At 67.9% G+C, this 23,814-nt stretch carries 25 protein-coding genes and 1 tRNA gene; 12 read left to right on the top strand and 14 right to left on the bottom strand.

Translation table 11 applies throughout. The features are described 5' to 3' along the window. Nucleotides 1-67: 67 nt before the first annotated feature. Nucleotides 68-1,843 (bottom strand): aspartate--tRNA ligase, encoded by a 1,776-nt coding sequence (gene aspS / locus DBV35_RS12180; protein WP_108660383.1) that lies wholly within the window; start codon nucleotides 1,841-1,843, stop codon nucleotides 68-70. Nucleotides 1,844-2,076: 233 nt separating this feature from the next. On the opposite strand from aspS, the gene DBV35_RS12175 reads away from it, so the two are divergent. Then, a complete protein-coding gene (locus tag DBV35_RS12175; protein WP_108660703.1) occupies nucleotides 2,077-2,655 on the top strand; it encodes a 2'-5' RNA ligase family protein in 579 nt (192 codons plus the stop codon). Here DBV35_RS12175 and DBV35_RS12170 read toward each other — a convergent pair. Next, complete coding sequence (locus DBV35_RS12170) at nucleotides 2,645-3,802, bottom strand: matrixin family metalloprotease (protein ID WP_157961695.1); 1,158 nt, start codon at nucleotides 3,800-3,802, stop codon at nucleotides 2,645-2,647. The genes DBV35_RS12175 and DBV35_RS12170 overlap by 11 nt on opposite strands. Before the next feature lie 231 nt (nucleotides 3,803-4,033). On the opposite strand from DBV35_RS12170, the gene secG reads away from it, so the two are divergent. From secG to DBV35_RS12150, 4 genes are all read left to right on the top strand, one after another. Next, nucleotides 4,034-4,501, top strand: a complete 468-nt coding sequence (gene secG / locus DBV35_RS12165; protein ID WP_108660381.1) for a preprotein translocase subunit SecG — start codon at nucleotides 4,034-4,036, stop codon at nucleotides 4,499-4,501. Nucleotides 4,502-4,589: 88 nt separating this feature from the next. Next, the gene (locus DBV35_RS12160; protein WP_108660380.1) at nucleotides 4,590-6,218 is read left to right on the top strand and encodes a CTP synthase; all 1,629 of its coding nucleotides are present in this window, start codon (nucleotides 4,590-4,592) and stop codon (nucleotides 6,216-6,218) included. After that, nucleotides 6,218-7,051, top strand: a complete 834-nt coding sequence (gene kdsA, locus DBV35_RS12155) for a 3-deoxy-8-phosphooctulonate synthase (protein WP_108660379.1) — start codon at nucleotides 6,218-6,220, stop codon at nucleotides 7,049-7,051. Before DBV35_RS12160 ends, kdsA begins: the two co-directional genes overlap by 1 nt. Before the next feature lie 37 nt (nucleotides 7,052-7,088). Further along, nucleotides 7,089-7,164 (top strand) — tRNA-Lys (locus DBV35_RS12150). Nucleotides 7,165-7,280: 116 nt separating this feature from the next. Here the strand turns inward: DBV35_RS12150 and DBV35_RS30185 are convergent. The 3 genes from DBV35_RS30185 to DBV35_RS30180 form a co-directional block, all read right to left on the bottom strand. Continuing rightward, nucleotides 7,281-7,616: a hypothetical protein gene (locus DBV35_RS30185; RefSeq protein ID WP_157961694.1), complete on the bottom strand. Its 336-nt coding sequence runs from the start codon at nucleotides 7,614-7,616 to the stop codon at nucleotides 7,281-7,283. Nucleotides 7,617-7,845: 229 nt separating this feature from the next. Continuing rightward, on the bottom strand, nucleotides 7,846-8,379 hold the full coding sequence (locus tag DBV35_RS12145) for a 2'-5' RNA ligase family protein (RefSeq protein WP_157961693.1): 534 nt from the start codon (nucleotides 8,377-8,379) through the stop codon (nucleotides 7,846-7,848). Between the two features lie 19 nt (nucleotides 8,380-8,398). Further along, the gene (locus DBV35_RS30180) at nucleotides 8,399-8,608 is read right to left on the bottom strand and encodes a hypothetical protein (RefSeq protein WP_157961692.1); all 210 of its coding nucleotides are present in this window, start codon (nucleotides 8,606-8,608) and stop codon (nucleotides 8,399-8,401) included. 191 nt (nucleotides 8,609-8,799) lie between these two features. Here DBV35_RS30180 and DBV35_RS12140 point away from each other — a divergent pair, with 191 nt between their 5' ends. Genes DBV35_RS12140 through DBV35_RS12110 form a run of 7 tightly spaced genes read left to right on the top strand, consistent with a single transcriptional unit; the run spans nucleotide 8,800 to nucleotide 17,007 of the window. Beyond that, nucleotides 8,800-9,804, top strand: coding sequence for a TAXI family TRAP transporter solute-binding subunit (locus DBV35_RS12140; RefSeq protein WP_108660377.1), 1,005 nt, complete (start codon nucleotides 8,800-8,802; stop codon nucleotides 9,802-9,804). Nucleotides 9,805-9,859: 55 nt separating this feature from the next. Continuing rightward, entirely contained in the window at nucleotides 9,860-11,755 is a 1,896-nt protein-coding gene (locus DBV35_RS12135; protein WP_157961691.1) for a TRAP transporter permease, read from the top strand. Next, on the top strand, nucleotides 11,752-13,410 hold the full coding sequence (locus DBV35_RS12130; protein WP_108660375.1) for an FAD-binding protein: 1,659 nt from the start codon (nucleotides 11,752-11,754) through the stop codon (nucleotides 13,408-13,410). Before DBV35_RS12135 ends, DBV35_RS12130 begins: the two co-directional genes overlap by 4 nt. Nucleotides 13,411-13,438: 28 nt before the next feature. Continuing rightward, nucleotides 13,439-14,620: a CaiB/BaiF CoA transferase family protein gene (locus DBV35_RS12125; RefSeq protein ID WP_108660702.1), complete on the top strand. Its 1,182-nt coding sequence runs from the start codon at nucleotides 13,439-13,441 to the stop codon at nucleotides 14,618-14,620. A gap of 9 nt (nucleotides 14,621-14,629) precedes the next feature. Further along, nucleotides 14,630-15,046 (top strand): MaoC family dehydratase, encoded by a 417-nt coding sequence (locus tag DBV35_RS12120; protein ID WP_108660374.1) that lies wholly within the window; start codon nucleotides 14,630-14,632, stop codon nucleotides 15,044-15,046. A 2-nt stretch (nucleotides 15,047-15,048) separates the two neighbouring features. Next, nucleotides 15,049-15,837: an enoyl-CoA hydratase/isomerase family protein gene (locus DBV35_RS12115; RefSeq protein WP_108660373.1), complete on the top strand. Its 789-nt coding sequence runs from the start codon at nucleotides 15,049-15,051 to the stop codon at nucleotides 15,835-15,837. A 24-nt stretch (nucleotides 15,838-15,861) separates the two neighbouring features. Next, nucleotides 15,862-17,007 (top strand): acyl-CoA dehydrogenase family protein, encoded by a 1,146-nt coding sequence (locus DBV35_RS12110; protein ID WP_108660372.1) that lies wholly within the window; start codon nucleotides 15,862-15,864, stop codon nucleotides 17,005-17,007. A 310-nt stretch (nucleotides 17,008-17,317) separates the two neighbouring features. On the opposite strand, the gene DBV35_RS12105 is transcribed toward DBV35_RS12110, so the two are convergent. The 9 genes from DBV35_RS12105 to DBV35_RS12065 all read right to left on the bottom strand — a co-directional run bounded on the left by DBV35_RS12105 (nucleotide 17,318) and on the right by DBV35_RS12065 (nucleotide 23,811). Continuing rightward, entirely contained in the window at nucleotides 17,318-18,040 is a 723-nt protein-coding gene (locus DBV35_RS12105) for a FadR/GntR family transcriptional regulator (protein ID WP_108660371.1), read from the bottom strand. A gap of 494 nt (nucleotides 18,041-18,534) precedes the next feature. After that, on the bottom strand, nucleotides 18,535-19,065 hold the full coding sequence (locus DBV35_RS12100; RefSeq protein ID WP_108660370.1) for a gamma carbonic anhydrase family protein: 531 nt from the start codon (nucleotides 19,063-19,065) through the stop codon (nucleotides 18,535-18,537). Between the two features lie 113 nt (nucleotides 19,066-19,178). Continuing rightward, nucleotides 19,179-19,535 carry a Rid family hydrolase gene (locus DBV35_RS12095; RefSeq protein WP_108660369.1) on the bottom strand — a complete coding sequence of 119 codons (357 nt, stop codon included), beginning with the start codon at nucleotides 19,533-19,535 and terminating at the stop codon, nucleotides 19,179-19,181. A gap of 2 nt (nucleotides 19,536-19,537) precedes the next feature. Next, entirely contained in the window at nucleotides 19,538-20,311 is a 774-nt protein-coding gene (locus DBV35_RS12090; RefSeq protein WP_108660368.1) for an SDR family NAD(P)-dependent oxidoreductase, read from the bottom strand. Nucleotides 20,312-20,318: 7 nt separating this feature from the next. Next, complete coding sequence (locus DBV35_RS12085; protein WP_108660367.1) at nucleotides 20,319-20,747, bottom strand: cupin domain-containing protein; 429 nt, start codon at nucleotides 20,745-20,747, stop codon at nucleotides 20,319-20,321. Nucleotides 20,748-20,764: 17 nt separating this feature from the next. Further along, nucleotides 20,765-21,073, bottom strand: a complete 309-nt coding sequence (locus DBV35_RS12080) for a YciI family protein (RefSeq protein WP_108660366.1) — start codon at nucleotides 21,071-21,073, stop codon at nucleotides 20,765-20,767. Between the two features lie 19 nt (nucleotides 21,074-21,092). Further along, nucleotides 21,093-22,148, bottom strand: coding sequence for an SDR family oxidoreductase (locus tag DBV35_RS12075; RefSeq protein WP_205648583.1), 1,056 nt, complete (start codon nucleotides 22,146-22,148; stop codon nucleotides 21,093-21,095). 24 nt (nucleotides 22,149-22,172) lie between these two features. Further along, a complete protein-coding gene (locus tag DBV35_RS12070; RefSeq protein WP_108660364.1) occupies nucleotides 22,173-22,886 on the bottom strand; it encodes an EthD family reductase in 714 nt (237 codons plus the stop codon). Between the two features lie 4 nt (nucleotides 22,887-22,890). Next, nucleotides 22,891-23,811: an amidohydrolase family protein gene (locus DBV35_RS12065; protein WP_108660363.1), complete on the bottom strand. Its 921-nt coding sequence runs from the start codon at nucleotides 23,809-23,811 to the stop codon at nucleotides 22,891-22,893. Nucleotides 23,812-23,814 lie beyond the last annotated feature (3 nt).

Below are 23,814 nucleotides of genomic sequence, written 5' to 3'. Positions count from 1 at the left end.
GGCGACCACGCACGGCATGGCGGCCGGTGGGAGACCCCCGGCCGCCTATCTTGCGGTTCGCCCCGTCTTACTGGGGCAGGTTGAGGCGCAGGTGCAGCTCGCGGAGCTGCGCGGCCGTCACCGTCGACGGCGCGCCCATCATCAGGTCCTCGGCCCGCTGGTTCATCGGGAAGAGCGTGACGTCGCGCAGGTTCTCGCGACCGCACAGCAGCATCACGATGCGATCGACACCCGGCGCGATGCCGCCGTGCGGCGGGGCGCCGTACTGGAGCGCCGACAGCATGCCGCCGAACTTCTCCTGGAGGACCGATTCGTCATAGCCCGCGATCTCGAACGCGCGGCGCATGATCTCGACCTTGTGGTTCCGGATGGCGCCGGAGGACAGCTCGATGCCGTTGCAGACGATGTCGTACTGGAACGCCTTGATGTCGAGCGGGTCCATCGAGTTCAGCGCCTCGAGGCCGCCCTGAGGCATCGAGAAGGGGTTGTGCGAGAAGTCGATCCCGCCCGTCTCCTCGTTGCGCTCGAACATCGGGAAGTCGACGATCCAGCAGAAGGCGAACTGGTCCTTCTTGGACAGGCCGAGCTCGTCGCCCGCGCGGTTCCGCGCCTCGCCCGCGAAGCGCATGAAGTGCTCCGGGATGCCGGCGACGAAGAACACGGCGTCGCCCGCCGCAAGGCCGAGCTGGGTGCGCAACGCCTCGGTCCGCTCCGCGCCGATATTCTTTGCGATCGGGCCGGCCCCTTCGGCCTCGCCCTCGCGCCAGAAGATGTAGCCGAGCCCCTTCTGGCCCTCGCCCTGCGCCCAGTTGTTCATCCGGTCGCAGAAGGCGCGGCTGCCGCCCGTCGGGGCGGGAATGGCCCAGACGCGCACGCGCGGGTCGGCCTCGATCATCGAGGCGAAGACCTTGAAGCCCGAGCCCGCGAAATGCGGCGTCACGTCTTCCATCTCGATCGGGTTGCGCAGGTCCGGCTTGTCCGAGCCGTACTTGGCGAGGGCGACGTGGTAGGGGATGCGCGGGAACACCTTGGTCACCGGCTTGTCCCCGCCGAACTCGACGAAGAGATCGCGCAGGACCGGCTCGACCGCGCCGAACACGTCCTCCTGCTCCACGAAGCTCATCTCGATATCGAGCTGGTAGAACTCGCCCGGCGAGCGGTCGGCGCGCGCGTCCTCGTCACGGAAGCAGGGGGCGATCTGGAAGTAGCGGTCGAAGCCCGCGATCATCACGAGCTGCTTGAACTGCTGCGGGGCCTGGGGCAGCGCGTAGAACTTGCCGGGGTGGAGGCGCGAGGGAACCAGGAAGTCGCGCGCCCCTTCCGGCGAAGACGCCGTCAGGATCGGCGTCTGGAATTCCATGAAGCCGGCACCCGTCATCCGCCGGCGGATCGAGGCGATGATCTGGCTGCGCTTGATGATGTCCTTGTGGAGCGTCTCGCGGCGCAGGTCGAGGAAGCGGTATTTGAGGCGCGTCTCCTCCGGATAGTCCGGCTCGCCGAAGATCGGCAGCGGCAGCTCCGGCGCCTGGCTCAGCACCTCGATCTCGCGCGCGAAAACCTCGATCGCGCCGGTCGGCAGGCGATCGTTCACCTGGGCGGTGTCGCGCGTCTTGACCTCGCCATCGATCCTCAGCACCCATTCGGCGCGGACCTTCTCGGCCGCCGCGAAGGCGGGGGAATCGGGGTCGGCGACGACCTGCGTGATCCCGTAATGGTCGCGCAGGTCGATGAACAGGAGGCCGCCATGGTCACGGACGCGGTGCACCCAACCGGACAGGCGGACGTTCGAGCCGGCATCGTCGGCACGAAGGTCGGCACAGGTGTGGGAGCGATAGCGGTGCATGGTGCATCTCTTCAGACGAGGGGGTGGAACCGAGCGCATGGGGCATTCTGGACGCCCTGTGTCAAGCGTTGCGACCGCGCAAGCCGCATCGAATCCCCTCGCCCGCCGATTTCTCGCCGCGCACCGGGCGGGAGAAGCTCCCCCGTGCCTGCATTTCTGGTCCGCGCCGAGGGCAGACGGCCCGGATTCGCCGCACAACAGGAATATCGTCAGCGTTCGTGGCGATCTCGCGGATGACCGGGCCGCACGATTCGCAGCCTCCCATCATCGTGACGCTGCAGTTCGACCCGGAGACCCAGGCCTTCTTCGAAACGGCGCGGCAGACGCACTTTCCCGAGGCGCTGAACCGGATCCCGGCGCACCTCACCCTCTTCCACGCGCTTCCGGGGGACGCGGAGGAGATGGTGCTCGGCGCAATCGCGCGCGCCGCCGCCCGCCCACCTTTCCCGGTCGTCGTCGAGGCGCTGATGCCGCTCGGGCGCGGGGTCGCCTACCGCATCGCCTCGGAGGCGCTTCTGGCGCTGCGCGCCGGCCTCGCCGACGCCTTCCGCGAGCACCTCACGCGTCAGGACCGGGAGCGCTTCCGCCCCCACGTCACCATCCAGAACAAGGTGACGCCGGAGCATGCGCGCGAGACCCTCGCGCGCCTTTCGACGGACTTCCGGCCCTTCAGCGCGAGGGCCGAGGGGCTTCAGCTTTGGCATTATCGCGGCGGGCCGTGGTCGCCGCTCGCCGCCATCGCCTTCAGCGGCCCGGCGGAGGGCCGCGCCAGAAAATCCGGCGGCCCGGCGGAGGGCCGGGCTAGAAGATGAAGTCGCCGGGGTGGAAATCCATGTTCGCCCCGCCGACGATGACGACCCGCCCGCCACCGGTGTCGATCACCATGTCCGCGCCGTCGGGCGTCATGGCCGCGACAATGTCTGCAAAGTCGTAGCCGAGCTTGGAGACGTCGATCCGGTCGCCCTGACCCGTGCGGAAGTCGATGATCCGGTCCGTCCCGCGCGCGGTGTCGAGGGCGAAGACGTCGGCGCCCTTGTCGCCGCGCATCTCGTCGCTGCCGCCGCCGCCCGACAATGTGTCGCGCCCCGGCCCGCCGAACATCCGCTCCGACCCGCTGCCGCCGATGAGCTGGTCGTCCCCCTCCTCGCCGAAGAGGCGGTCGTCGCCGTGGCCGCCGAGGAGGCGGTCGTCGCGCTCGCCGCCGCGCATGCGATCGTTCCCCTGTCCGCCGATCAGCGTGTCGTCGCCCCAGAGGCCATTCAGCACATCGTCCCCGCCATCGCCGACGAGGCGGTCATACCCGTCGCGACCGAAGAGGATGTCGGCGCCCCCGGCCCCGCTGATCTTGCTGTCGTCGTTGACGCCGATCAGCTTGTCGGTCCCGCTGGTGCCGACGACGCGCAGCGTGCTCGAGGCGTCGCTGAAGGAGACGGAGACCCCGTCGAGCCCGCGCGCCGGACCGTAGAGCGCCCGCAACGCCTCCTTGTCGAGCTGCTGGTAGGTGGATTTCGGCCCGCCCGAGACGGTGTAGCTCATCACCGTGTTCGAGGTGTTGTCGAGGTTGGGGGCGAGCTTCGGGGTGTCGTCGAACGGGTGCTTGAGGCCGAGCGCGTGGCCGAACTCGTGCAGCAGGATCTCGAAGCCGAACGTGCCCTTCGCGAAGCTGTCGAACGTGTCGTTCATCGTCAGCTCGCCGTACGAGTTCGGGTAGGCGGCGTTGCTAAAGGGGTAGTTCGCCCAGGAAATCCCGTCCGGATCGGTGTTGTAGCTGATCGAGATCATCGCGTCGGCCGCGTCCTTGACCTCGACGAGGATGATCCCGGCGACAGCCTCGACCTGGGCGGCGGCCTGCCGCACCGCCTTCTTCAGCGCATTGTCGGCGATGAACTGGTCGAACGGCAGCTCGGCGGCGGGCGTGAACTCGTAGGTGGCGATCACGGGGGTGCCCGTTTTCGTCATTCCGTTGAGACGGTAGTTGCCACCGGCGATGATACTGCAGTAGTTGCACATACGATCGATGCCCCTTTATGCCGTCCCCATTAGCCCGAGGAAGCTGACCTAGGACTGAATGCCTGGAGCGACTGAGGGTGCGTCCTAGCCGCTTTGTCGCGGAAAGGCGACGCGTGGGCGGTGACATTCGTGCGCGTGATCGCTAGATGTCCCGTCGTACCGATCTGTGTAGGCCCTGCAATGACAACTGTTATCATCGTCATCCACCTGATGATCGTGATCGCCTTGATCGCGGTGATCCTCCTTCAGCGCTCCGAGGGCGGCGCGCTGGGCATCGGAGGCGGCGGTGGCGGCGCGATGTTCTCCGCCCGCGGCAGCGCCAACCTTTTGACGCGGACAACGACAATTCTTGCAGCGGCATTCTTCGTGACGTCGCTGGCCCTGGGCTTGATTGCGAAGTCCCAACAGGGCGCCCCGTCGATTCTCGACAGCGGCGGCGCGGTGGCCCCGGCGACCGTCCCGCTCGGCGACGAGTCGACGCGCGGCACCGGCGAGGGCCTCCTCAACACGCTCCGCGATTCGTCGAGCGAGGCGACGCCGCCGGCGCCCGCCGCCCCGGCCCCGCCGACCGACGTGCCCGCCGTTCCGGCAGCTCCGTCGGGTTCGTCGGCCGCCCCGTCCGGCCCTCAAGTCCCGACCGGCGAGTGACCGGCGGTCGCGACCCTCTCCTCACCTTCGCGCCGGGGCCCCTCGCCCCGGCAAGCGGTGTCTCCTCCCACACGATGATGAGATTGTCGTGACGCGCTACGTCTTCATCACGGGCGGCGTGGTGTCGTCCCTTGGCAAGGGGCTCGCCTCGGCCGCTCTCGGTGCATTGCTTCAGGCCCGTGGCTATTCGGTCCGCCTGCGCAAGCTCGATCCCTACCTCAACGTCGATCCGGGCACGATGAGCCCCTATCAGCACGGCGAGGTGTTCGTGACCGATGACGGGGCCGAGGCCGACCTCGATCTCGGCCACTATGAGCGGTTCACCGGCCGCGCCGCGAACCGGCACGACAACATCACCACCGGCCGCATCTATCAGGACATCATCGCCAAGGAGCGCCGCGGCGACTATCTCGGCGGCACCGTCCAGGTGATCCCGCACGTCACCGACGCGATCAAATCCTTCATCACGTCCGGCAACGACGATTTCGATTTCGTGCTCGTCGAGATCGGCGGCACGGTCGGCGACATCGAGGGCCTGCCCTTCTTCGAGGCGATCCGCCAGCTCTCGACCGAGTTGCCGCGCAACGCGACGCTCTTCATCCACCTGACGCTGATGCCCTACATCGCGTCGGCGGGCGAGTTGAAGACGAAGCCGACCCAGCACTCGGTGAAGGAGCTGCGCTCGATCGGCATCCAGCCCGACATCCTGCTCGTGCGCTGCGACCGGCCGATCCCGCCGAACGAGCGGCGCAAGCTCGCCCTCTTCTGCTCGGTGCGCGAGACGAGCGTCATCCCCGCGCTCGACGTGTCGACCATCTATGACGTGCCGATCGCCTACCATCGCGAAGGGCTCGACGACGAGGTGCTCGCCTGCTTCGGCATCGAGAACGCCCCCGCCCCGACACTCACCGGCTGGGCCGAGATCTCCAAGCGCGTGCGCACGCCCGAGGGCGAGGTCACGATCGCGATCGTCGGCAAATATACCGAGCTGAAGGACGCCTATAAGTCCCTCATCGAGGCGCTCGCCCATGGCGGGATCGCGAACAATGTGCGCGTCAACCTCGACTGGATCGAGTCGGAGGTCTTCGAGAAGGAGAACCCGGCTGCGCACCTCGAGGGCGTGAACGGCATCCTCGTCCCCGGCGGCTTCGGCGAGCGCGGCTCCGAGGGCAAGATCGCGGCGGCGAGCTTCGCGCGCCACCACAACGTCCCCTATTTCGGCATCTGCTTCGGCATGCAGATGGCGGTGATCGAGGCGGCGCGGCACATGGCCGGCTATCCTGCGGCGAGCTCGACCGAGTTCGGACCGACGCCCGAGCCCGTGGTCGGCCTCCTCACCGAGTGGCTGAAGGGCAACGAACTGGAGCGGCGGCGCGAGGGCGGCGATCTCGGCGGCACGATGCGCCTCGGCTCCTACACCGCGAACCTCAAGCCCGGCACGAAGATCGCCGACATCTACGGCTCGAGCGTGATCCACGAGCGCCACCGCCACCGCTACGAGGTCAACATGGCCTATCGCGAGGCGCTGGAGGCGGCGGGGATGGTGATCTCCGGCACTTCGCCCGACGGGGTTCTGCCGGAGACGATCGAGCTCGCGGACCATCCCTGGTTCATCGGCGTCCAGTTCCATCCGGAGCTGAAGTCGCGCCCGTTCGAGCCGCATCCTCTGTTCGCGTCCTTCGTCGAGGCGGCGATCACCCAATCGAGACTCGTTTGATGAGCCAGAAGGTCGTCATCGGCAACGCCACCTTCGCGAACGACGCGCCGCTCGCGCTGATCGCGGGGCCGTGCCAGATGGAATCGCGCGCCCACGCCCTGGAGATGGCGACGGCGCTGAAGGAGATGGCCGACAGGCTCGGCGTCGGCCTCGTCTACAAGACGAGCTACGACAAGGCGAACCGCACCTCGCTGAACGCCGCGCGCGGGATGGGCATGGAGAAGGCGCTGCCGGTCTTCGCCGAGATCCGCGAGACGCTGGGCCTGCCGACGCTGACCGACGTGCACGAGGCGTCCCACTGCGCCCCCGTCGCCGAGGCTGTGGACGTCCTCCAGATCCCGGCCTTCCTGTGCCGGCAGACGGACCTCCTCCTCGCGGCCGCCGCCACGGGCGCGGCCGTGAACGTGAAGAAGGGGCAGTTCCTCGCCCCCTGGGACATGCGCTTCGTCGCCGAGAAGCTCGCGGGCGGCGGCGCCTCGCGCATCCTCCTCACCGAGCGCGGTGCGTCCTTCGGCTACAACACGCTCGTCTCCGACATGCGGGCGCTGCCCATCATGGCCGAGACCGGCTGGCCGGTGATCTTCGACGCCACCCATTCGGTGCAGGCCCCTGGCGGGCTCGGCGGCGCGTCTGGCGGCGACCGGACGATGGTGCCCTATCTGGCGCGCGCGGCGGTCGCGGCCGGGTGCGCCGGCGTCTTCATCGAGACGCACGAGGCGCCGGACCGGGCGCCCTCCGACGGCCCCAACATGGTGCCCTTGACGGACCTGCCCGAACTGGTCGAAACGTTGATCGCGATCGATCGCCTCGTTAAGTCGCAGCGCGCGGGTTGAGGCGAGCCCCCAAATCGGGTTATCGACACCGCGTCACGCGCCTGTAGCTCAGCTGGTAGAGCATCCGACTTTTAATCGGACGGTCAGGGGTTCGAGTCCCCTCGGGCGTACCAATCTTTTCCAGACATTGGATCCGGACCTGCGCTCAGGTCTCCGGGCTTTGCAGCGCCCCTCTCGTGACCGTTGGTCGTTGGTCGTTGGTCGCCAGGCGAATGGCGCCGTCTCGAGTTCATCTCGAACGTGCGAGAAGCCAAGCAATCGGAAACTCGCTATTTCCGGCCAGATCAAGCCAGTACTGACTCAGATAAGAGTGCCGGTTCATGGCACGTAAAATGAAATCAATATCATTCTTATCAATAGAGTCACGCACACCATCCACGAGCGCGTCGTTCATCGAATTTAAGATCAACTCGATTAAATTAATTTCGGCTCCAGTTGTCAGAGCCTCGACTTTCAGGAATTCGAGAAACTCGGATATTCTGGTTGGATCGGCAAATTCGACGCCCCAGTCTTGTGGAACGTAGGGAAGGCCGAGCATCTGTGCAAGTTGCCTGTCATCGATCATGAAGTGCAGCCTTGCGCAAACCAGATCTCCGGGGCCGTTGGCGCTTTCAGGATCTGGAATGGAGAGATCCCGCCGACCACTGTAAGCGTTTGATCGTGTTCTGGTCGAAAGGCGGGAAACCTCCCGTCTCTAGAATGGACCCGGAGTGAGCCCTCCTGCAGCTGGACTACTCGGTTTCTGACAAGATTGCTTGGCAAGTCCACGCACGGCCGAGCATTGCCCGGCGCGGCTACGTACCACCTGCGCTCAGCGGATAAGACGCCAGCACCGCGACGGGCGGGAACCGGACAAGCTCGATTGCGATCCCCGCTCCGCGCAGCGGCAATGGGCAGGCGGAGAGTGCCCGCAGGGCCGCGCCTGGGTCGGCCACCTTCTGAGACAGCGTCACGTGCGGCACCCAGTTGCCGACGGCGTAGTGGAGGTCCGTGGCCGCCGGCTGAATGGCGGCGTGGATCCGGCTGTGGAGGTCGAGGAGCGCACCCGTGACGACGGGGCCCAGGAAGACGGCCGCCGGCGTGCCAGGGAAAACCCCGTGGTGCGCGAGCTTGATGGCAGGCGGGTCGAGGCCGTCCGCCAAGCTTGCGAGCGCGGCCTCGATGTGTTCGCGCTGCGCTTCTTCGCGGAAGAGGCCGATGGTCACGTGCGGGGCGTAGGCCGTCGCGGGGTCGGGTTCGGCGATGCCGTCCCCCTCGAGGTTTTTCTGGAGGCCAGAGACGGCGGCCGACAGGCCGGGGTCCAGTCTCAGTGTGATGGCGATCGGCATCGAACGGTCCGTCTCATTTTCACGCGGAGGTGGCGAGCCGGTCGATCCGATCGGCGGCGCGGCGCGTTCCATCCTTCAACGCGGCGGTGCCGATGTCGAACGCGCAGCGCGGTCGCGCCCGATCCGGCCGTCGGCGCGGGGCGACGTCACGCCCGGCCCACCGATTCGCGTCATCGCGCCGCAGCACCACAATCGAGGCGCCGTTGGCGTGCGCCAGGCACTGCGGCATGATGGCGCCCCGGTCGCCGCCCGCCGGATTGGTTCGGACTATCCGCGCCGATCCAGTTGTCTAACAAGTTGGCATATTTGTTTGACAGTATACCGGGGGCGTTCTAGCCTTCCTCCCGCGTCATAGAAGACGTCGATCAGATAAAGCCGTGAGAAGCGGCGGAAATTACAACTCCAGGGAGGAGCTGGTTCATGCAGTCCATGAAGGGCTTCAGGCTGCGCGCGGCTGTCTTGGCGGCGGTGGTCTCGGGCTTCGCGATCGGCGGAGCAGGCAGCGCGTCCGCGCAGATGGCCGATCCGGAACAGCAGTTCATGTCGCTCGCGACCTCGACGGTCGGCGGCACGTGGTATCCGCTCGGCGGCGCGATGGCGGCCATCATCGCCAAGCAATTTCCGCAGCTCGGCATCACGGCGGAAGTCACCGGCGGCACGAACGACAACCTCAACCTGATGAAAAATGATCAGGTCGAGCTCGCCTACGCCACCAACGCCGAGGCCTACAAGGCCCAGAATGGCGAGCCGCCCTTCGACGAGAAGATTACCAATTTCGGCGGCGTCACCTCCGGCCACGGCATCTACTGGCAGCTCTACACCCTGAAGGACACCGGCATCAATTCGATCGCCGACCTCAAGGGCAAGCGCATCTCGCTGGGCGCCGCGGGCTCGATCGGCAACGATATCGGCCAGACCATCATCGAGGCGCACGGCCTCAAGATGGGCGACGACTGGACGCCCGAATATATCGGCCACGGCGAAGGCCCCGGCGCTCTGCGCGACGGCAATGTCGACGCCGTCCTCATCATCTCGTCCTTCCCGACGGGCTCTGTCACCGACATCACCAGCACCGAGGGCGAGGACGTCGTCTTCCTCAACCCCGACCCGGAAGTGCTCGACAAGCTGATCGCCGAGCGCCCCTACTGGGCGAAGGTCGCGATCCCCGGCGGCCTCTATAAGGGCCATCCGGACGATATCGCGGGCAGCTTCGGCGTCATCACGATCCTGATTGCGAACAACAGCCTCAGCAACGAGGCCGTCTACGCCATCACCAAGGCGCTCCTGGAGAACAACGAGGAGCTGACGAGCACGCACGCGCTCGGCGCCGACTGGACCAAGGAGAACGCGACCCGCGGCATCAAGGGCGTGATTCCGTTCCATCCGGGGGCCGAGGCCTACCTCAAGGAGCAGGGGCTCCTCTGACATGAGCCTGGCTGGCGTCTCACGCATGTGGACTGACGAATTGAAGCGCGTGGGGATGGGGAGGCTGTGTGTCGGCCTCCTCGCCGCCGCCTTCGCGATCTTCCACCTGACCACGAGCTGGCGCGGGAGCCTCTCCACGCTCCAGCAGGTCTATGTGCACCTCGGTTTCGCGATGGTGCTGATCTTCCTCACGCGCCCCTGCGTCTCGCAGGATTCGCGCTTTGCGAAGATCCGCTGGTTCGTCGATCTGCCGCTCGCGGCCATGTCCGTGGTGGTGTCAGCCTACCCCGTCGTCAATTTCCTCGACATCGCCCGCCGCGGCGCGGGCGATCCGGCCGAGATCGCCGTCATCTTCGGCGTCATCGCCATCGTCCTCGTCCTCGAAGCGACGCGGCGCATGGTCGGCTGGGCTCTGCCTCTGCTCGCGGCAATCTTCCTCGTCTACGCCTTCGTCGGCCCGTACATGCCGATGATCCTCGCCCACCGCGGCTTCAACCTCGAGCGCATCGCGGCGACCCTCTACCTCACGACGAACGGCATCGCCGGGACGCCGCTCCAGGTGTCGGCGACCTATGTCGCGATCTTCATCATCTTCGCCGCCTTCCTCGACGTGTCGGGCGCCGGCAAGTTCTTCATCGACTGGAGCTATGCCGCGCTGGCCTGGTTCCGGGGCGGTCCGGCGAAGGTCGCGATCCTCGGCAGCGCGCTGATGGGCACCATCAACGGCAGCGCCGTCGCGAACACCGTCGCGACCGGCACCTTCACGATCCCGATCATGAAGCGCGCGGGGCTGAAACCGGCCTTCGCTGGCGCCGTGGAGGCCACGGCCTCGTCAGGCGGGCAGCTCATGCCACCCGTGATGGGCGCGGCCGCCTTCATCATGGTCGAGATCATGGGGCGGCCCTATTCGGACGTCCTCGTCGCCGCCGCCCTTCCCGCCGCGCTCTACTTCATCGCCCTCTTCGCGATGGTGGATTTCGAGGTCGCGCGCCAGGGGATCCGCGGCGTTCCGCGGCACGAGCTGCCGAGCGCCTGGAAGATCTTCAAGGAGGGCTGGCACCTCATCGCGCCGCTCGCCCTCCTCATCTATCTCCTCGTCATCGTGCGCTACACGCCGGTGAAGTCCGCTTTCTTCGCGACGTTGGCCGTCATCGCGGCGAGCTGGATCCGCAGCGAGACGCGCATGGGCGGGCGCCGCCTCTTCGCGGCGCTGCGCCAGGGCGGGCTCGGGATGCTCGAGGTCGCGGCGGCGTGCGCTGCGGCGGGCATCACCATCGGCGTCCTGATGCTGACGGGCCTCGCGCTCCGCCTTTCGGGCATCCTGATCGACTTCTCGGGCGGCAACCTTATGGTGCTCCTCGTCCTCACCATGGGCGTGTCGATCATCCTCGGGATGGGTCTGCCGACCTCGGCCGTCTATGTCGTGCTCGCGACGCTGGTGGTGCCGGCGATGGTCAAGCTCGGCGTCGATCCGATGGCGGCCCACCTCTTCGTCCTCTATTTCGGCGTGATGGCGAACGTCACCCCGCCGGTCGCGATCGCGGCCTATGCCGGGGCGGGCCTTGCGGGGGCCGATCCATCGCGAACAGGCCTCATCGCCTTCCGCCTGGCGCTTGCGGGCTTCATCCTGCCCTTCCTGTGGGTCTTCAACCCGGCCCTCATTCTCCAGGGCCCGCTCGTCCAGATCATCCTCGCGACGGCGACCGCGATCATCGGTATCCTGTCGCTCGCGGCGGGTGTGCAGGGCTACCTCTTCCAGTCGGCGGCGCGCTGGTATGAGCGGATCCTGCTCGTCGTCGGCGCGGTGATGCTGATCAAGGCCGGCATCGTCACCGACATCATCGGCATCGGCTGCATCGGCGCGGCCATCGCGAGCCGCTACGCCATCGGCGCCGTCACGCTGCCGACCATGGTGCCGGCCGCGTCGGCGGAGCCTGGACGCGGCGAATGAGCGACTGGGAACGGCTGGCGGCGTCGCCCGAAAGGGTCTCGACCGACATTCTCGTGCTCGGCGGCGGCATCGCCGGCTGCCGGGCCGCCGTCGCGGCGCGAGAGGCGGGCGCGCGCGTCGTCCACGCCTATCTCGCCCGCGGCGCCTCGCCCTATGTGATCGGCGCGAACGTCCCCCTCGGGGCCGTCGACCCGCTCGACAATGCCGCGATCTACGCCGAGGACATGATCGCCGGCGGCTACCAGCTCAGCGACCGCCGCCTCGTCGAGGCGCTCGCGAACGCCTCGGTCGCCTCCTTCGAGGACCTCGTCCGCCTCGGAGTGCCCTTCGCGCGCAACGGCAAGGGCTTTGCCCAGCGCCACCTCTCCGGCAACACCTATCCGCGCTCGGTCTTCGTCCCCGAGGGCGTCGGGCGGGCGGTGATCGACACCCTCACCCGCCGCTCGCAGGAGGTGAGCGTCGACACCCTCCCCGGCTGGCGCGTCGTCTCCCTCATCATGGCGGACGGGGCGGTCGCGGGCGCGCTCCTCGCAGACGCGAAGAAGGGCGACTTCCTCGCCGTCGAGGCGAAGGCCGTTGTGCTCGCCATGGGCGGGATCGGCCGCCTCTATGACGACAGCACCTACCCCGTCGACATCGCCGCCGACGCCTACGCCCTCGCGCTCGAGGCGGGCGCGGACCTCATCGACATGGAGTTCGTGCAGTTCGAGCCGCTCGTCACCGTCTATCCGGAGGGTGCGCGCGGCATGGAGATGCCGACCGCGATGCTCGGCGACGGCGCCCCGCTCCTCAATGCGGCGGGCGAGCGCTTCATGTTCCGCTACAACCCCGAGCACGGCGAAAAGCGCATCGAGAAGGCGCGCATGTCGCTGTGCATCCAGCAGGAAATCGACGAAGGGCGCGGCTTCCCGGACGACACGGTGGTGATCGACACGACCGTCCTGCCGGCCGCGACGGTCGAATCCTATGTCGCCCACTGCAAGCGCCTGCGGGCGGCCGGTCTCGATCCCCTGAAGACCCCGCCCCGCGTGCGCCCCGCCGCGCACAGCGAGATGGGCGGCGTCTTCATCGACGAGACGGGCGCGACGGGCGTCCCCGGCCTCTTCGCCTGCGGCGAGGCCTCGGGCGGCATCCACGGGGCGAGCCGCCTTGCGGGGAATGGCGGCGGCGAGACGATGGCGATGGGCTGGCTCGTCGGCCGCAGCGCCGCCGCCGCCGTGAAGCGCGACGGCGCGCGCCGCACGCTCTCCAAGAAGGCGGGCGAGGCTGCCGCCGCGCGCCTGGTCGCCGAGGGGCGCGGCACGCACGCGGACGCGATCAAGGCTGAACTGCGCACCGCCATGGGCGAGGCCGCCGGCCTCTACCGGGACGAAGCCGGCCTCACCAAGGGCCTTGCGACGGTGGAGCGGCTCCGCGCCGCGAGCGCCGAACTCGGAACGCCCGACCTTGCCGCCGCGCTCGCCGCCCGCTCGGCCCGCAACATGACGCTCATCGCCGAGCTCATCATCCGCGCCGCGCTGCGGCGGGAGGAGAGCCGCGGCGCCCACCAGCGCCGGGACCATCCCGGCCAGGACGACACACGATGGCACCAGCACATCGCCTTCCGCCTCGGCGAGGATGGTGCCGTCGAGGAACGCACGCTGCCCATTCACTGAAATGGCGAAGGAAGAGGGAGACTGGCCAATGTCGAAGAAGCCGCTCGAGGGCATCAAGGTCGTCGATTTCACGCGGCTTTTTGCGGGGCCCTTCTGCACCATGCTGCTCGCCGATCTCGGCGCGGACGTCGTGAAGATCGAATCGCCCGAGGGCGACCCGATCCGCACCCAGGGTCCGCCCTTCTATGACGGCAAGAGCATGGGCTTCATCGCGGTCAACCGGAACAAGCGCTCGATCGTCCTCAACACCAAGAACGAGGACGAGCGGGAGATCGCCCACAAGCTCGCGCTCGAGGCCGACGTGCTCGTCGAGAATTTCCGCCCCGGCGTGATGGATCGGATGGGGCTCGGCTACGAGGCCCTCTCCAAGGAGAACCCGCGCCTCGTCTATGCCGCGATGTCCGGCATGGGGGCGACCGGACCGATGAAGGACAAGGGCGCCTTCGACCTCACCATCCAGGCCGAGGGCGGCTATATGAGCCTCACCGGCGAGCGGGACGGGAGCCCCATCAAGCTCGGCACCTCCGCCTTCGACCTCGTGTGCGGCCAGTATGCCACGACCGCGATCCTGACCGCGCTCTACGAGCGGGAGCGGACCGGCAAGGGCCAGCGGGTCGAGACGAGTCTCTTCGAGGGCATCGTCACCTATCTCGTCGATGCCGGGGCCGAGTGGCTCCTCGCCGGGCAGCTTCGCCGCAAATGGGGTTCGGAGCACGTCAGCAACGTGCCCTACAAGGCGTTCGAGGGCTCGGACGGCTACATCGTCATCGGCGCCGCCGTGCCGCGCCTCTTCACGAGCTTCTGCGAGGTGCTCGGCCGGCCGGACATTGCGACCGACGCGCGCTTCCACACGATGCAGGACCGCGTCGTCAACCGCGACGCGCTCTACGAGATCCTCGACGCCGAAGTCGCCAAGTGGTCGATCGACGAGCTCGCCGACAAGCTCGACGCGGCGAACGTGCCGTGCGCGCCGGTGAACACGCTCGACCGCGTCTTCGAGCACCCGCAGACCGTCGCGCGCGACATGCTGGTCCACGCCACGAAGGCCGATGGCAGCGAGATGCCGATGATCGGGTCGGCCATGAAGTTCGAGCGCTTCAAAGTGACCGACGGCTGGCGCGAGCCGCCCGCGCTCGGCCAGGACACCGAGAGCGTGCTCGCCGAGTGGCTCGGCGAAGGGGTGAAGGCCCCGGTGAAGGCGGCGGGCTGAGAGCAGACCATGAGCGAATACACCAAGGCCCTTCCCGAGATCGGCGCCTCGACGCAGTTCACGAAGACCGTCAGCGAGAGCGACGTCTACCTCTATGCCGGGATCACCGGCGACTTCTCCCCGAACCACGTGGACGAGGTCTATATGAGCGGGGGCCGCTATGGCCGCCGCATCGCCCACGGGACGCTGATGGCGGGCTTCATGTCGGCGGCTTCCGCGCAGATGTATCTCGGTCGCACCGTCTCCCTCGGCTACGACAAGATGCGCTTCGTCGGTCCCGTCTTCTTCGGTGACACGATCACGACGACCTACACGCTCGCGCGGGTCGATACCGAGAAGCGCCGCGTCTACGCGGACGTGCGCTGCACCAACCAGGACGGGACCGTGGTCGCCGTTGCAACGAACGTCCGAGCTTGGGTGGATTGACGATGAGCGAACAGGACATCCTCCTGCGCGAGGACCGCGGCACGACCGTCCTCCTCACGCTGAACCGTCCCGCCGCGCGCAACGCCATCTCGAAGGCGCTCGCCGAGCGGCTGAACGCCGAGCTGAGCGCGATCGCGCTCAGGCGCGATATCCGCGTCGTCGTGATCACCGGGTCGGGCGAAGCGTCCTTCTCCGCCGGCACCGACCTCAAGGAACGGCGGGACATGAACGCCGACGAGAAGTGGGCCCAGAGCGGCGCGCTCCGCAAGGCGTGCGAGACGCTGTGGGGCCTGCCGCAGCCGGTGATCGCGGCGATCTCCGGCTGGTGCCTCGGCGGCGGCTTCGAGCTTGCCTGCAATTGCGACATCCGCATCGCGGCGGAAAGCGCGACCTTCTCCTGGCCGGAAATGCGTCTCGGCGCCTATCCGGGCGGATCGGCGGGCGTGGTCTTCCCGCGCCTCGTCGGTCGCGCGCGGGCGAAGGAGCTCTTCTTCACCGCACGCAATGTACTCGCGCCCGAGGCGCTGGAGCTCGGCATCGTGGAGCGCGTCGTTCCGGCGGGCGAGCATGTCGGCGCGGCCCTCGCGATGGCGGAGGAGATCGCGATCAACTCCTCGCCGCTCGGGGCGGCCGCCGCCAAGCGCATGGTCAATGCCGGCGCGGACATGAGCATGGGCGACGCCAGCGCCCTCAACGACGCGCTGCGCCGCCCGCTCGAAGGCACGCACGACTACGAGGAGGGCATCCGCGCCTTCTTCGAGAAGCGCCGGCCCGAGTGGCGGGGCGAGTGAGACGGACGGAGAGCTGAGACCCCGATGAATTTCGATCTGTCAGAGGATCAGGCGCTCGCGCTCGACGCCTGGAACCGCTTCCTGGAACGCGACATCGCCCCGAAGGTCGCCCCCTATCGCGACACCTACATCGAGAAGAGCGTCGCGCACGAGCTTCTCGGCCTCACCGGCCAGTATGGCGTCGGCACGGGCTGGGTGCCGGAGGAAGAGGGCGGGCTCGGGCTCGATTTCGTGACGAGCGGCCTCCTCTACGAGGCGCTCGCGCGCGTCAGCCCCGACCTCGCGGGCCTCTGCTTCGTCAACGAGGGGGCGGCGCTGAAGCTCCAGCGGCTCGGCCGGCCGGACCAGAAAGAGAAGTATCTCGCGCGCCTTCTCGCCGGTGAGCTGATCGGCTGCTCGGCGATCAGCGAGCCCGGCGCCGGGTCGGACGTGCCGAACATGACGGCCCGCGCCGAGAAGGACGGGGACACCTACCGCCTTTATGGCGAGAAGCAGTGGATCTCGAACTCCTCGATCGCCGACCTCGTCATCGTCGTCGTGGGGACCGGGGAGAAGGAATTCTCCATGTTCCTCCTCGACCGGGAGAAGCACGATTTCTCGGTGCGCGAGGTGGACAAGCTCGGCCTCAATGGCTGGTCGCTCGGCCAGATCTTCCTCGACGGCGTGATCGTGACGGACGAGGACAGGCTCGGCCCTCCGGGCGAGGGGTTGCGCGAATCGATGAAGGGTTTCGAGCGCTCGCGCGCGTTCATCTCGCTCGTCGCGCTCGGCATCTCGCGTGCCGCGATCGACGACGCGATCGCCTACGCCAAGGAGCGGAAGGCCTTCGGCAAGCCGATCGCCGGCCACCAGCTCGTGCAGGACATGATCGCCGAGATGGTGACGCTGCACGACGCCTCGCAGCTCCTCGTCTACCGCGCCCTGTCGCTCCTCGACAAAGGCGGCAAGCACAACCAGCAGGCCGCGATCGCGAAATCGTTCACGACGGAATCGGTGCAGCGAATCACGAGCCTCGCGATCCAGGTCTATGGCGCGGCGGGCATCGCGCGGGAGAACGGCGTCGAGCGCCACTTCCGCAATTCGCGCATGCTGACGATCCCGGACGGCACGACACAGATCAACCGCCTCGTCATCGGACGCGAGGTGCTGGGCATCAACGCCTTCCGCTGAGCCGGGCGGGGCGCGGCGGAGCGCCCGCCCGTACTCGTTAGGGTGCGCCGGCGTCCCTGCCCTCTTGGTGCATGGGCGCCGCCCTGATCCTTCCGCCGCTGTTGCGCGCGCGTCCCCTCTCGGCGCGGTCGTGCGCGCCCCCTTCGCGGCGTGTTGCGCTTCCATCCTTTCAACGCGTGGGCGCGGCTCGCCTTCCCGCGTGTTGCGCGCGCTTCCTCTGTCGGTACGTGGGCGCGCCTCACCCTTCCCTCGCGGTGGTGGGTACTGCCCTTCCGGTGCAGCGGCGCGCCTTCATGGTGCGCCCGCCCGCCTACCCTTCCAGCCCGTCCGATCCCTCGAAGACGCGCAGGCGTGCCTGGCGCAGGTGCGCGAGCATCGCCGCGCTCGCCGCATCCGCATTGCCGGCGAGGATCGCGGCGCAGATCTCCTCGTGCTCGGCCTGCACCTCCAGGAGGCGCGCGCGGGGGCGTGCGAGGGAGAGGCTGCGGGCGAGGCGGATGCCGAAGGCGGCGTGCGTCTCGACCGAGCGGAGCGCGGTGATGAGGAAGCGGTTGCGCGAGGCGTCGGCGACGGCGAGGTGGAAGCGGAAATCGGCCTCCGCGCCGAGCGTGCCGCGCGAGACGGCCTCACGCAATTCGGCGATCAGCGCGACGAGCCCCTCCGCGTCCTCCTCCGAGCGGCGCTCGGCGGCGAGGCCCGCGGTGTAGCCCTCGATCGCCTCGCGAAATTCGAAGCAGCGCTGCATGTCGGCGATGCTGCCGAGGGGGCCGAAGCCGATCGTGGACGAGTCCGGCCGGCGCTGGACGAAGCTGCCCGACCCCTGGCGCGAGATGATGACCTGATCGTCCCTCAGCCGGGCGAGCGCCTCGCGCACCACAGGACGCGAGACCTTGTAGCGTTCGGCGAGCTCCACCTCCGACGGCAGGCGCGCGTTCGTCGGATAGTCGCCCGAGACGATCGCCTCGAAAATGCGCTCATAGACGAGGTCGCTCAGCTTTGCCTGGCGCAGCGACTCGTCGCTGTCTCCGGGCAACCCCCGACCGCTTGGAGAAAGGGTATCGACCACCGCCACCTGCACCCGTCCGCGACAAACCTCCGCCCTCTAGGTCTCGCAAGAATTTGTCATGTGGTCAAACGACTAGTTGCGCTCCATCCCCACAACGCAACCGGGCATCGGGTCGCCGCTCCGCCCCGAGGTTGGCGGGATGGCCATCACGGATGGTACCGATGCAAGACCGCGACGCTGGCGAGCGTCGATCCCGGCTGCTGCTGTGGCGCGCCCATCTGAGAGAAAGTCTCGGTCGAGCATCCGTGCAAAATGCCCAGTTGGCCGGGGTCGGTTCGGCGGACACGCGCATCGTGTCGACATCGAACACATTGATCGCGCGGGGAGCGACTGGATCAACGGTTTGACCGATTTGCCGCCGGTCGGGGCCGGACGCCGGGGCGCTCGCGGCGCATCGGGCCATGCCGGTCGCCCGCACGGTCCGCGACCCGCTCGAAAGCAGGTCACGGCCGCCGCGTGCCTCAGCCGATTTCCTTGAGGACGCTCTGGTAGCGCTGGTAGTTGCGCACATAGCTCGCCGACGAGCCCATCAGCCCCTGCCGGCCGCGCTCGTCGATCTCGCGGATGACCTTGCCGGGCGAGCCGACGACGAGGCTGTTGTCCGGGATCTCCTTGCCCTCGGTCACGAGCGCGCCCGCGCCGACGAGGCAGTTGTCGCCGATCTTCGCCCCGTTGAGCACGATCGCCCCCATCCCGATCAGCGTGTTCCGACCGATGGTGCAGCCGTGGATGATCGCGCGGTGGCCGATGGTGCAGCCGGGCCCGATCGACACCGGAATGCCGGGATCGACGTGCACCATGGTGTGCTCCTGGATGTTCGTCCCCGTGCCGACGCGGATCTCGGCATTGTCACCCCGCAGCACCGCGCCGAACCAGATGCCGACGTCCTCCTCCAGGACGACATTGCCGATCACGTGCGCGCCGGGCGCGATCCAGTAGGCGTCGTGACGGGGCAAGGTCGGCGCAACGCCGTCGAGCTCATAAACCGGCATCAATCTCTCCATTGTCTTGGGGGCGGCGCGGCCGAGTCATCGGCGCCGCCCCGCCCCGACTGGAGCACATCGCGCGGCGTCCGGCCACCGCGATGCGTTCGCCCCGGTGCGCCTCAGGGGGCGAGGGAGGCGATCGTCGAGGCCTCGATCAGCACCCCCTCCTCGATCGCGTTGATGCCGAGCGTCACGCGGCTCGGCAGCGTCGCCCCGTCGAAGAAGGCGAGCCAGGCGCGGTTCATCTCCGGCTTCAGCGCCATGTCGGTGATGAAGACGTGCATGAGGAGGATCCGCTCGCGCGACGACCCGTGCGCGGTGAGGATCGCGTCGAGCTTTTCGAGCATGGCGGCCGTCTGCTCCGCCATGCCGAGGCTCGGATCGTCGGCCACGACCCCGCCAATATAGAGCGTGTCACCGTGCCGCGTGACCTGGTGGACGGGCCCGGCGCGCCCGGAGCGGACGATGTCCGCCATGGTCAGGCGAGGACCAGGCCGCCCGAGACGTCAACGATCGCCCCGGTCATGAACCCGGCCCGCTCCGATGCGAGGAAGAGGACGACGCCGACGATGTCCTCCGACTGGGCGAGGCGGCCGAGCGGGATCTTCTGGCGCAGATCGTCCATCGGGTGGTCCGCGTCGAGGAGGTCCGCGACACGCGCCCCGTCCACCGGCCCCGGCGCGATCGTGTTCACGCGGATGCCGGCGCTCGCATATTCGTGGGCGAGGTGGCGCGTGATGCCGATCACCGCCGTCTTCGCGGCCGTGTAGGAGCAGCCGAGGAGCGGGCTGACGCTGCGCCCGGCATTGGACGAGAAGTTGATGATCCGCCCGCCGCCCGCCTCCAGCATGTGCGGGATCACCGCCTTGGCGCACAGGAACGTGCCGGTGACGTTGGAGGCGAAGACGCCGTTCCACTCGTCCACCGGCGTCTCGTGCGTGCGGCGGAAGGCCTTGCCGTAGCTGCCGGCCGCATTCACGAGGAGGTCGACCTTCCCCCACTCCGCCACCATCGCATCGACGGCGCGCGTGACCATCGCCTCGTCCGACACGTCCGCCGGACAGGCGATCGCCTTGCCGCCGGCGGCCCGGATCGACTTCACCGTCTCGTCGACCGCGCCCGCGTTGATGTCACAGACGCCGACCATCGCCCCGCGCGCGGCGAACGCGTGGGCGACGGCGGCCGCAATGCCCCGTCCCGCGCCGGTGACGAAGACCGTCTGGCCGGCGAACTCTTCCGGATTCACGTTCATAAAGCTCTCAGTAGGACGGCAGGCTGTTGGTCGGCGCGACGCCTTCGGGCAGCGGGATCGGCCGGTTGGCGCTTTCCAGGTGCTCGACGGTGTTGAAGATCAGCTCCGTGTCGCCGGTGTTCTCGAGGTCGTGGACCATGTACTCGCCCGGCCGGAAAGTGAGATGCTTCGTCATGCCGGGGGTGTAGCTCGTCTCCTGGGGCGGGCCGCCATTGATGCGCGAGGCCGCCTTGCCCGCCGTGAGGCAGGTCCAGAAATAGTCGAGCACGTGGCGGTGGAAGCCGATCCGCTCGCCCGGCTTCAGCCGGATGTACCAGACCCGCGCCCGGTCGCTCTCAGAGACGAGGATCTGGCCAACGCACGGGTTGTACTGGTTGCGCTCGAACTCCGCCGCGAGCTCCGGCGACAGCGCCTCTGTGGTGGTGTCTGCACTCATCGAACGGTCCCTCCCTTTTATTTTAGATCAGCCATGCGGTCTTCGAAGTTGAAGAAGGCCTTGCGCCAGCGTGTCGCCACGATCCGGCCAGGCAGGCCCGCCTTGCTGAACGGATCCTGCGCGACGAAGCTTTCGGCCTCCTCGCGGCTGTCGGTGTCCACAATATAGACGGTGCCGAGCATCGTCTCCCCGTCGTCGGAGAGCTTCGCCCCGGCGCCGAGAAGGCGATGGGTGTTCGCCTTCAGGAACTCGATGTGCTCCGGCCGCACCCGCATTCTGAGGTCGACCGAGTCGGGCTTGTCCCAGGTCTCGATGATAAAGGCCATGGCGTCTCCTCCGCCGTGCTCAGGGCACGATCTTGTGCTGGCGCAGATACTCGAAGTGATCGAGGAACATCTGCTGGCTGTCGATGAACTCCAGGAAGCCGAACTTGCGGCACTTCGTGGTGTCCGACATCACGTCCCAGTCGTTCGAGAAGGCGTAGTTCGCAAACGGCCAGTTGGCGAGCCGGCTCATCGGGTTCGGCTGGAGGCCGTGCTCCTTCACGATCTGCTCCCAGACCGGCTCCTTGTCGGCCATGAAGGTCGGCACGTCCTCGGTCTGAACGCCGCCCGCCTCCATGCCGAAATAGTCGGCGAAGGCCGGCCACAGATTCTCGTAACGGAAGAAGTCGCCGTTGGTGATGTTGAAGGCTTCGTCCGCGCAGGCCGACGTCGTCGACATCCAGGTCATCGCGCGGGCGAGGAGGCCCGAATCGGTCGCCTGGTAGATCGAGGTGAAGGCGCCGGGCTTGCCGGGGAAGGTGAGCGGCAGGCCGACCGCCTTCTTGATCGCGGCATAGACGGCGAGCGTGGAGATGAGGTTCAGCGGGTTGCCGAGCGCGTAGCCGCAGATGACGTGCGGACGGGCGGCGGACCAGCTCCAGCCTTTCCCCGCGCGCCGCTCCATCAGATAGTCCTGCTGGTCGTAATAGAAGTGCGGGACCGAGATGCGCGCGTCGGTCTCCTTCGCAGGCGTTTTAAACGGGCCGAGATATTGGCCGTAATATTTCGTGCCCTGGAGGAGGCACACGTGCTGAAGGTTCGGCGCCGCCGCCTCGATCGCGTCGAGCGCGTTGCGGAACATCTTCGCGTTCGGCGCCCGCGTCTCGGCGAAGACGGGGCTGTCCTTGTAGGCGGTGTAGAAGACGTGGGTCACGTCGCCGAGCGAGCGGAAGGCGTCCTTGCAGCTCTCCGCGTCATAGAGGTCGGCGTGCACGAAGCGCGCCTTGGTGTCGAAATAGGGCGCGCCGCGCGAGACGCCGACGATGTCCCAGTCCGCCTGGCTCTCCAGATGATCGAGAAGCGCGCGTCCCGAGACGCCTGTCGCGCCGATCACCAGCGCGGTCTTTTTCCCGCTCACAATAGTCCTCCCTTTATGTGTCGTTTATGCGCCCGTGCCGCCGAAGGCGGGCGCGGGCGGGCGCACGATCACGGTCTCGCGCAGGAGAAAGTCCTCCGTGCGGGCCGCGCGTGCCATCAGGTCTTTCTTGAGGTCGGATAGGTCGAACCGCGCGGCGCCCGCCTCGGCGGCGGGGCGCGTCGGGAACCAGGTCTCGAGAAGGCCGTCATACACGGCCTCTCCGGTGCGAAGGCCGAGATTGCCGGCGGTGCCCGAGTTGAGGAGCTGCCCCGCCTCGTCCATCGCGAGGCGGATCTGGTCGGCCCCGGTCGACGCCGCCACGGTGTCGGCGTCGATCGCATTCCACCAGTCGATGAAATCGGCCCGGCTCTCCCCTTCGGCCCGCTTCACCCCGAGCATCAGCTTGAAGGGGCGATCGGCAAGGCTCGCGCTGTCGCGAAGCCAGCGCTCGCTCGCGAGGAGATGGTCGCGCCGGCCGAGATAGGCGATCGCGTCGGCCGACCCCACCCGCCCCACGTCGGAGGCGTACGAGGTCTGCGCGCCCTCGCGGCTGTCGAACCAGAGCTGGGCGACGCCCTCGGCGTCCGGGTCGCCGGGGGCGATGGAGAAGGAGAGCATGTAGCCGCGCAGGTCCGGGAACTTGGCGGCCATCGGCGCGTGGATTTCGGCCCAGCGCCGCTCGAACTCCGCGCGCGTCAGGCTGTCATTGCCCTTGAGGATGGTGACGAGCTTGATCATGCGTTCATACCCTGTAGATGCGCTGCGCGTTGCCGGCAAAGAGAAGGCGCCGTTCCGCGTCGGAGAAGCCGCGCGTGATCGCCTCGTAGGCGCACCAGAGGCGGCGGTAGGTCGTCATCATGCCGTCGACCGGGAAGTTCGAGGCGAACATCGCCCGGTGGGCGCCGAAGATGTCGATCGTGTCGAGGACGAAGGGGCGGATGGTGTCGACGGTCCAGGTCCGGTCGAACATGCCGAGGCCGGAGATCTTCACCGCGATGTTGGGGAGCGAGGCGAGCCTGCGCATCCCGCGCTTCCACGCCGCGATCCCCTCGTCCGTGCGGTCGAGGGGCTGGCCTGTGTGGCACAGCACGAATTGCAGCTCCGGCTCCGACTTCACGACCGTGTAGCCGTCGTCCATCTGCTCGGGATAGAGCTGGATGTCGAAATTGAGCCCACGCCTTGAGACCTCGCGCAGATTCTGCCGCCAGAGCGGGTTTTCGTAGAGGGGGGCGGCCGGCTTGTCCGGGTCGACCATCGCCTCGTGCAGCATCTGCCGCACGCCCCGCAGCCGGCTATAGGCCGCGTGGGCATCGAGCATGCGCGGCGCGTCCCGGCGGGCAAGGTCGCAATAGGCGACGATCCCGTTCGGGAAGTGGCGCGGATTGACGGCGTCCGGCGCATCGGCGACCGCGCTCAGCCAGCACGTCTCGCGCACGGGGTCGGCGCGGTCGTGGACCGCCTCCTCGTGCACGGTCGCGATGACGGGAAGGCCATCGAGATCGGCGAGGAAGTCGCCGATCAGATAGTTCTTCCGGATCGCCGAATATTCGCCGCAGACCCGCTTCGTGATCTGGTCGGTCAGCCACGGATAGTAGTTGAGGCCGATGTCCCAGAGGTGGTGGTGCGGGTCGACGATCGGCAGATCGGCCGGAAACGCCTCCATCGG

Source organism: Acuticoccus kandeliae (assembly GCF_003073115.1).
This window is presented reverse-complemented; position numbering and strand designations above follow the sequence as displayed.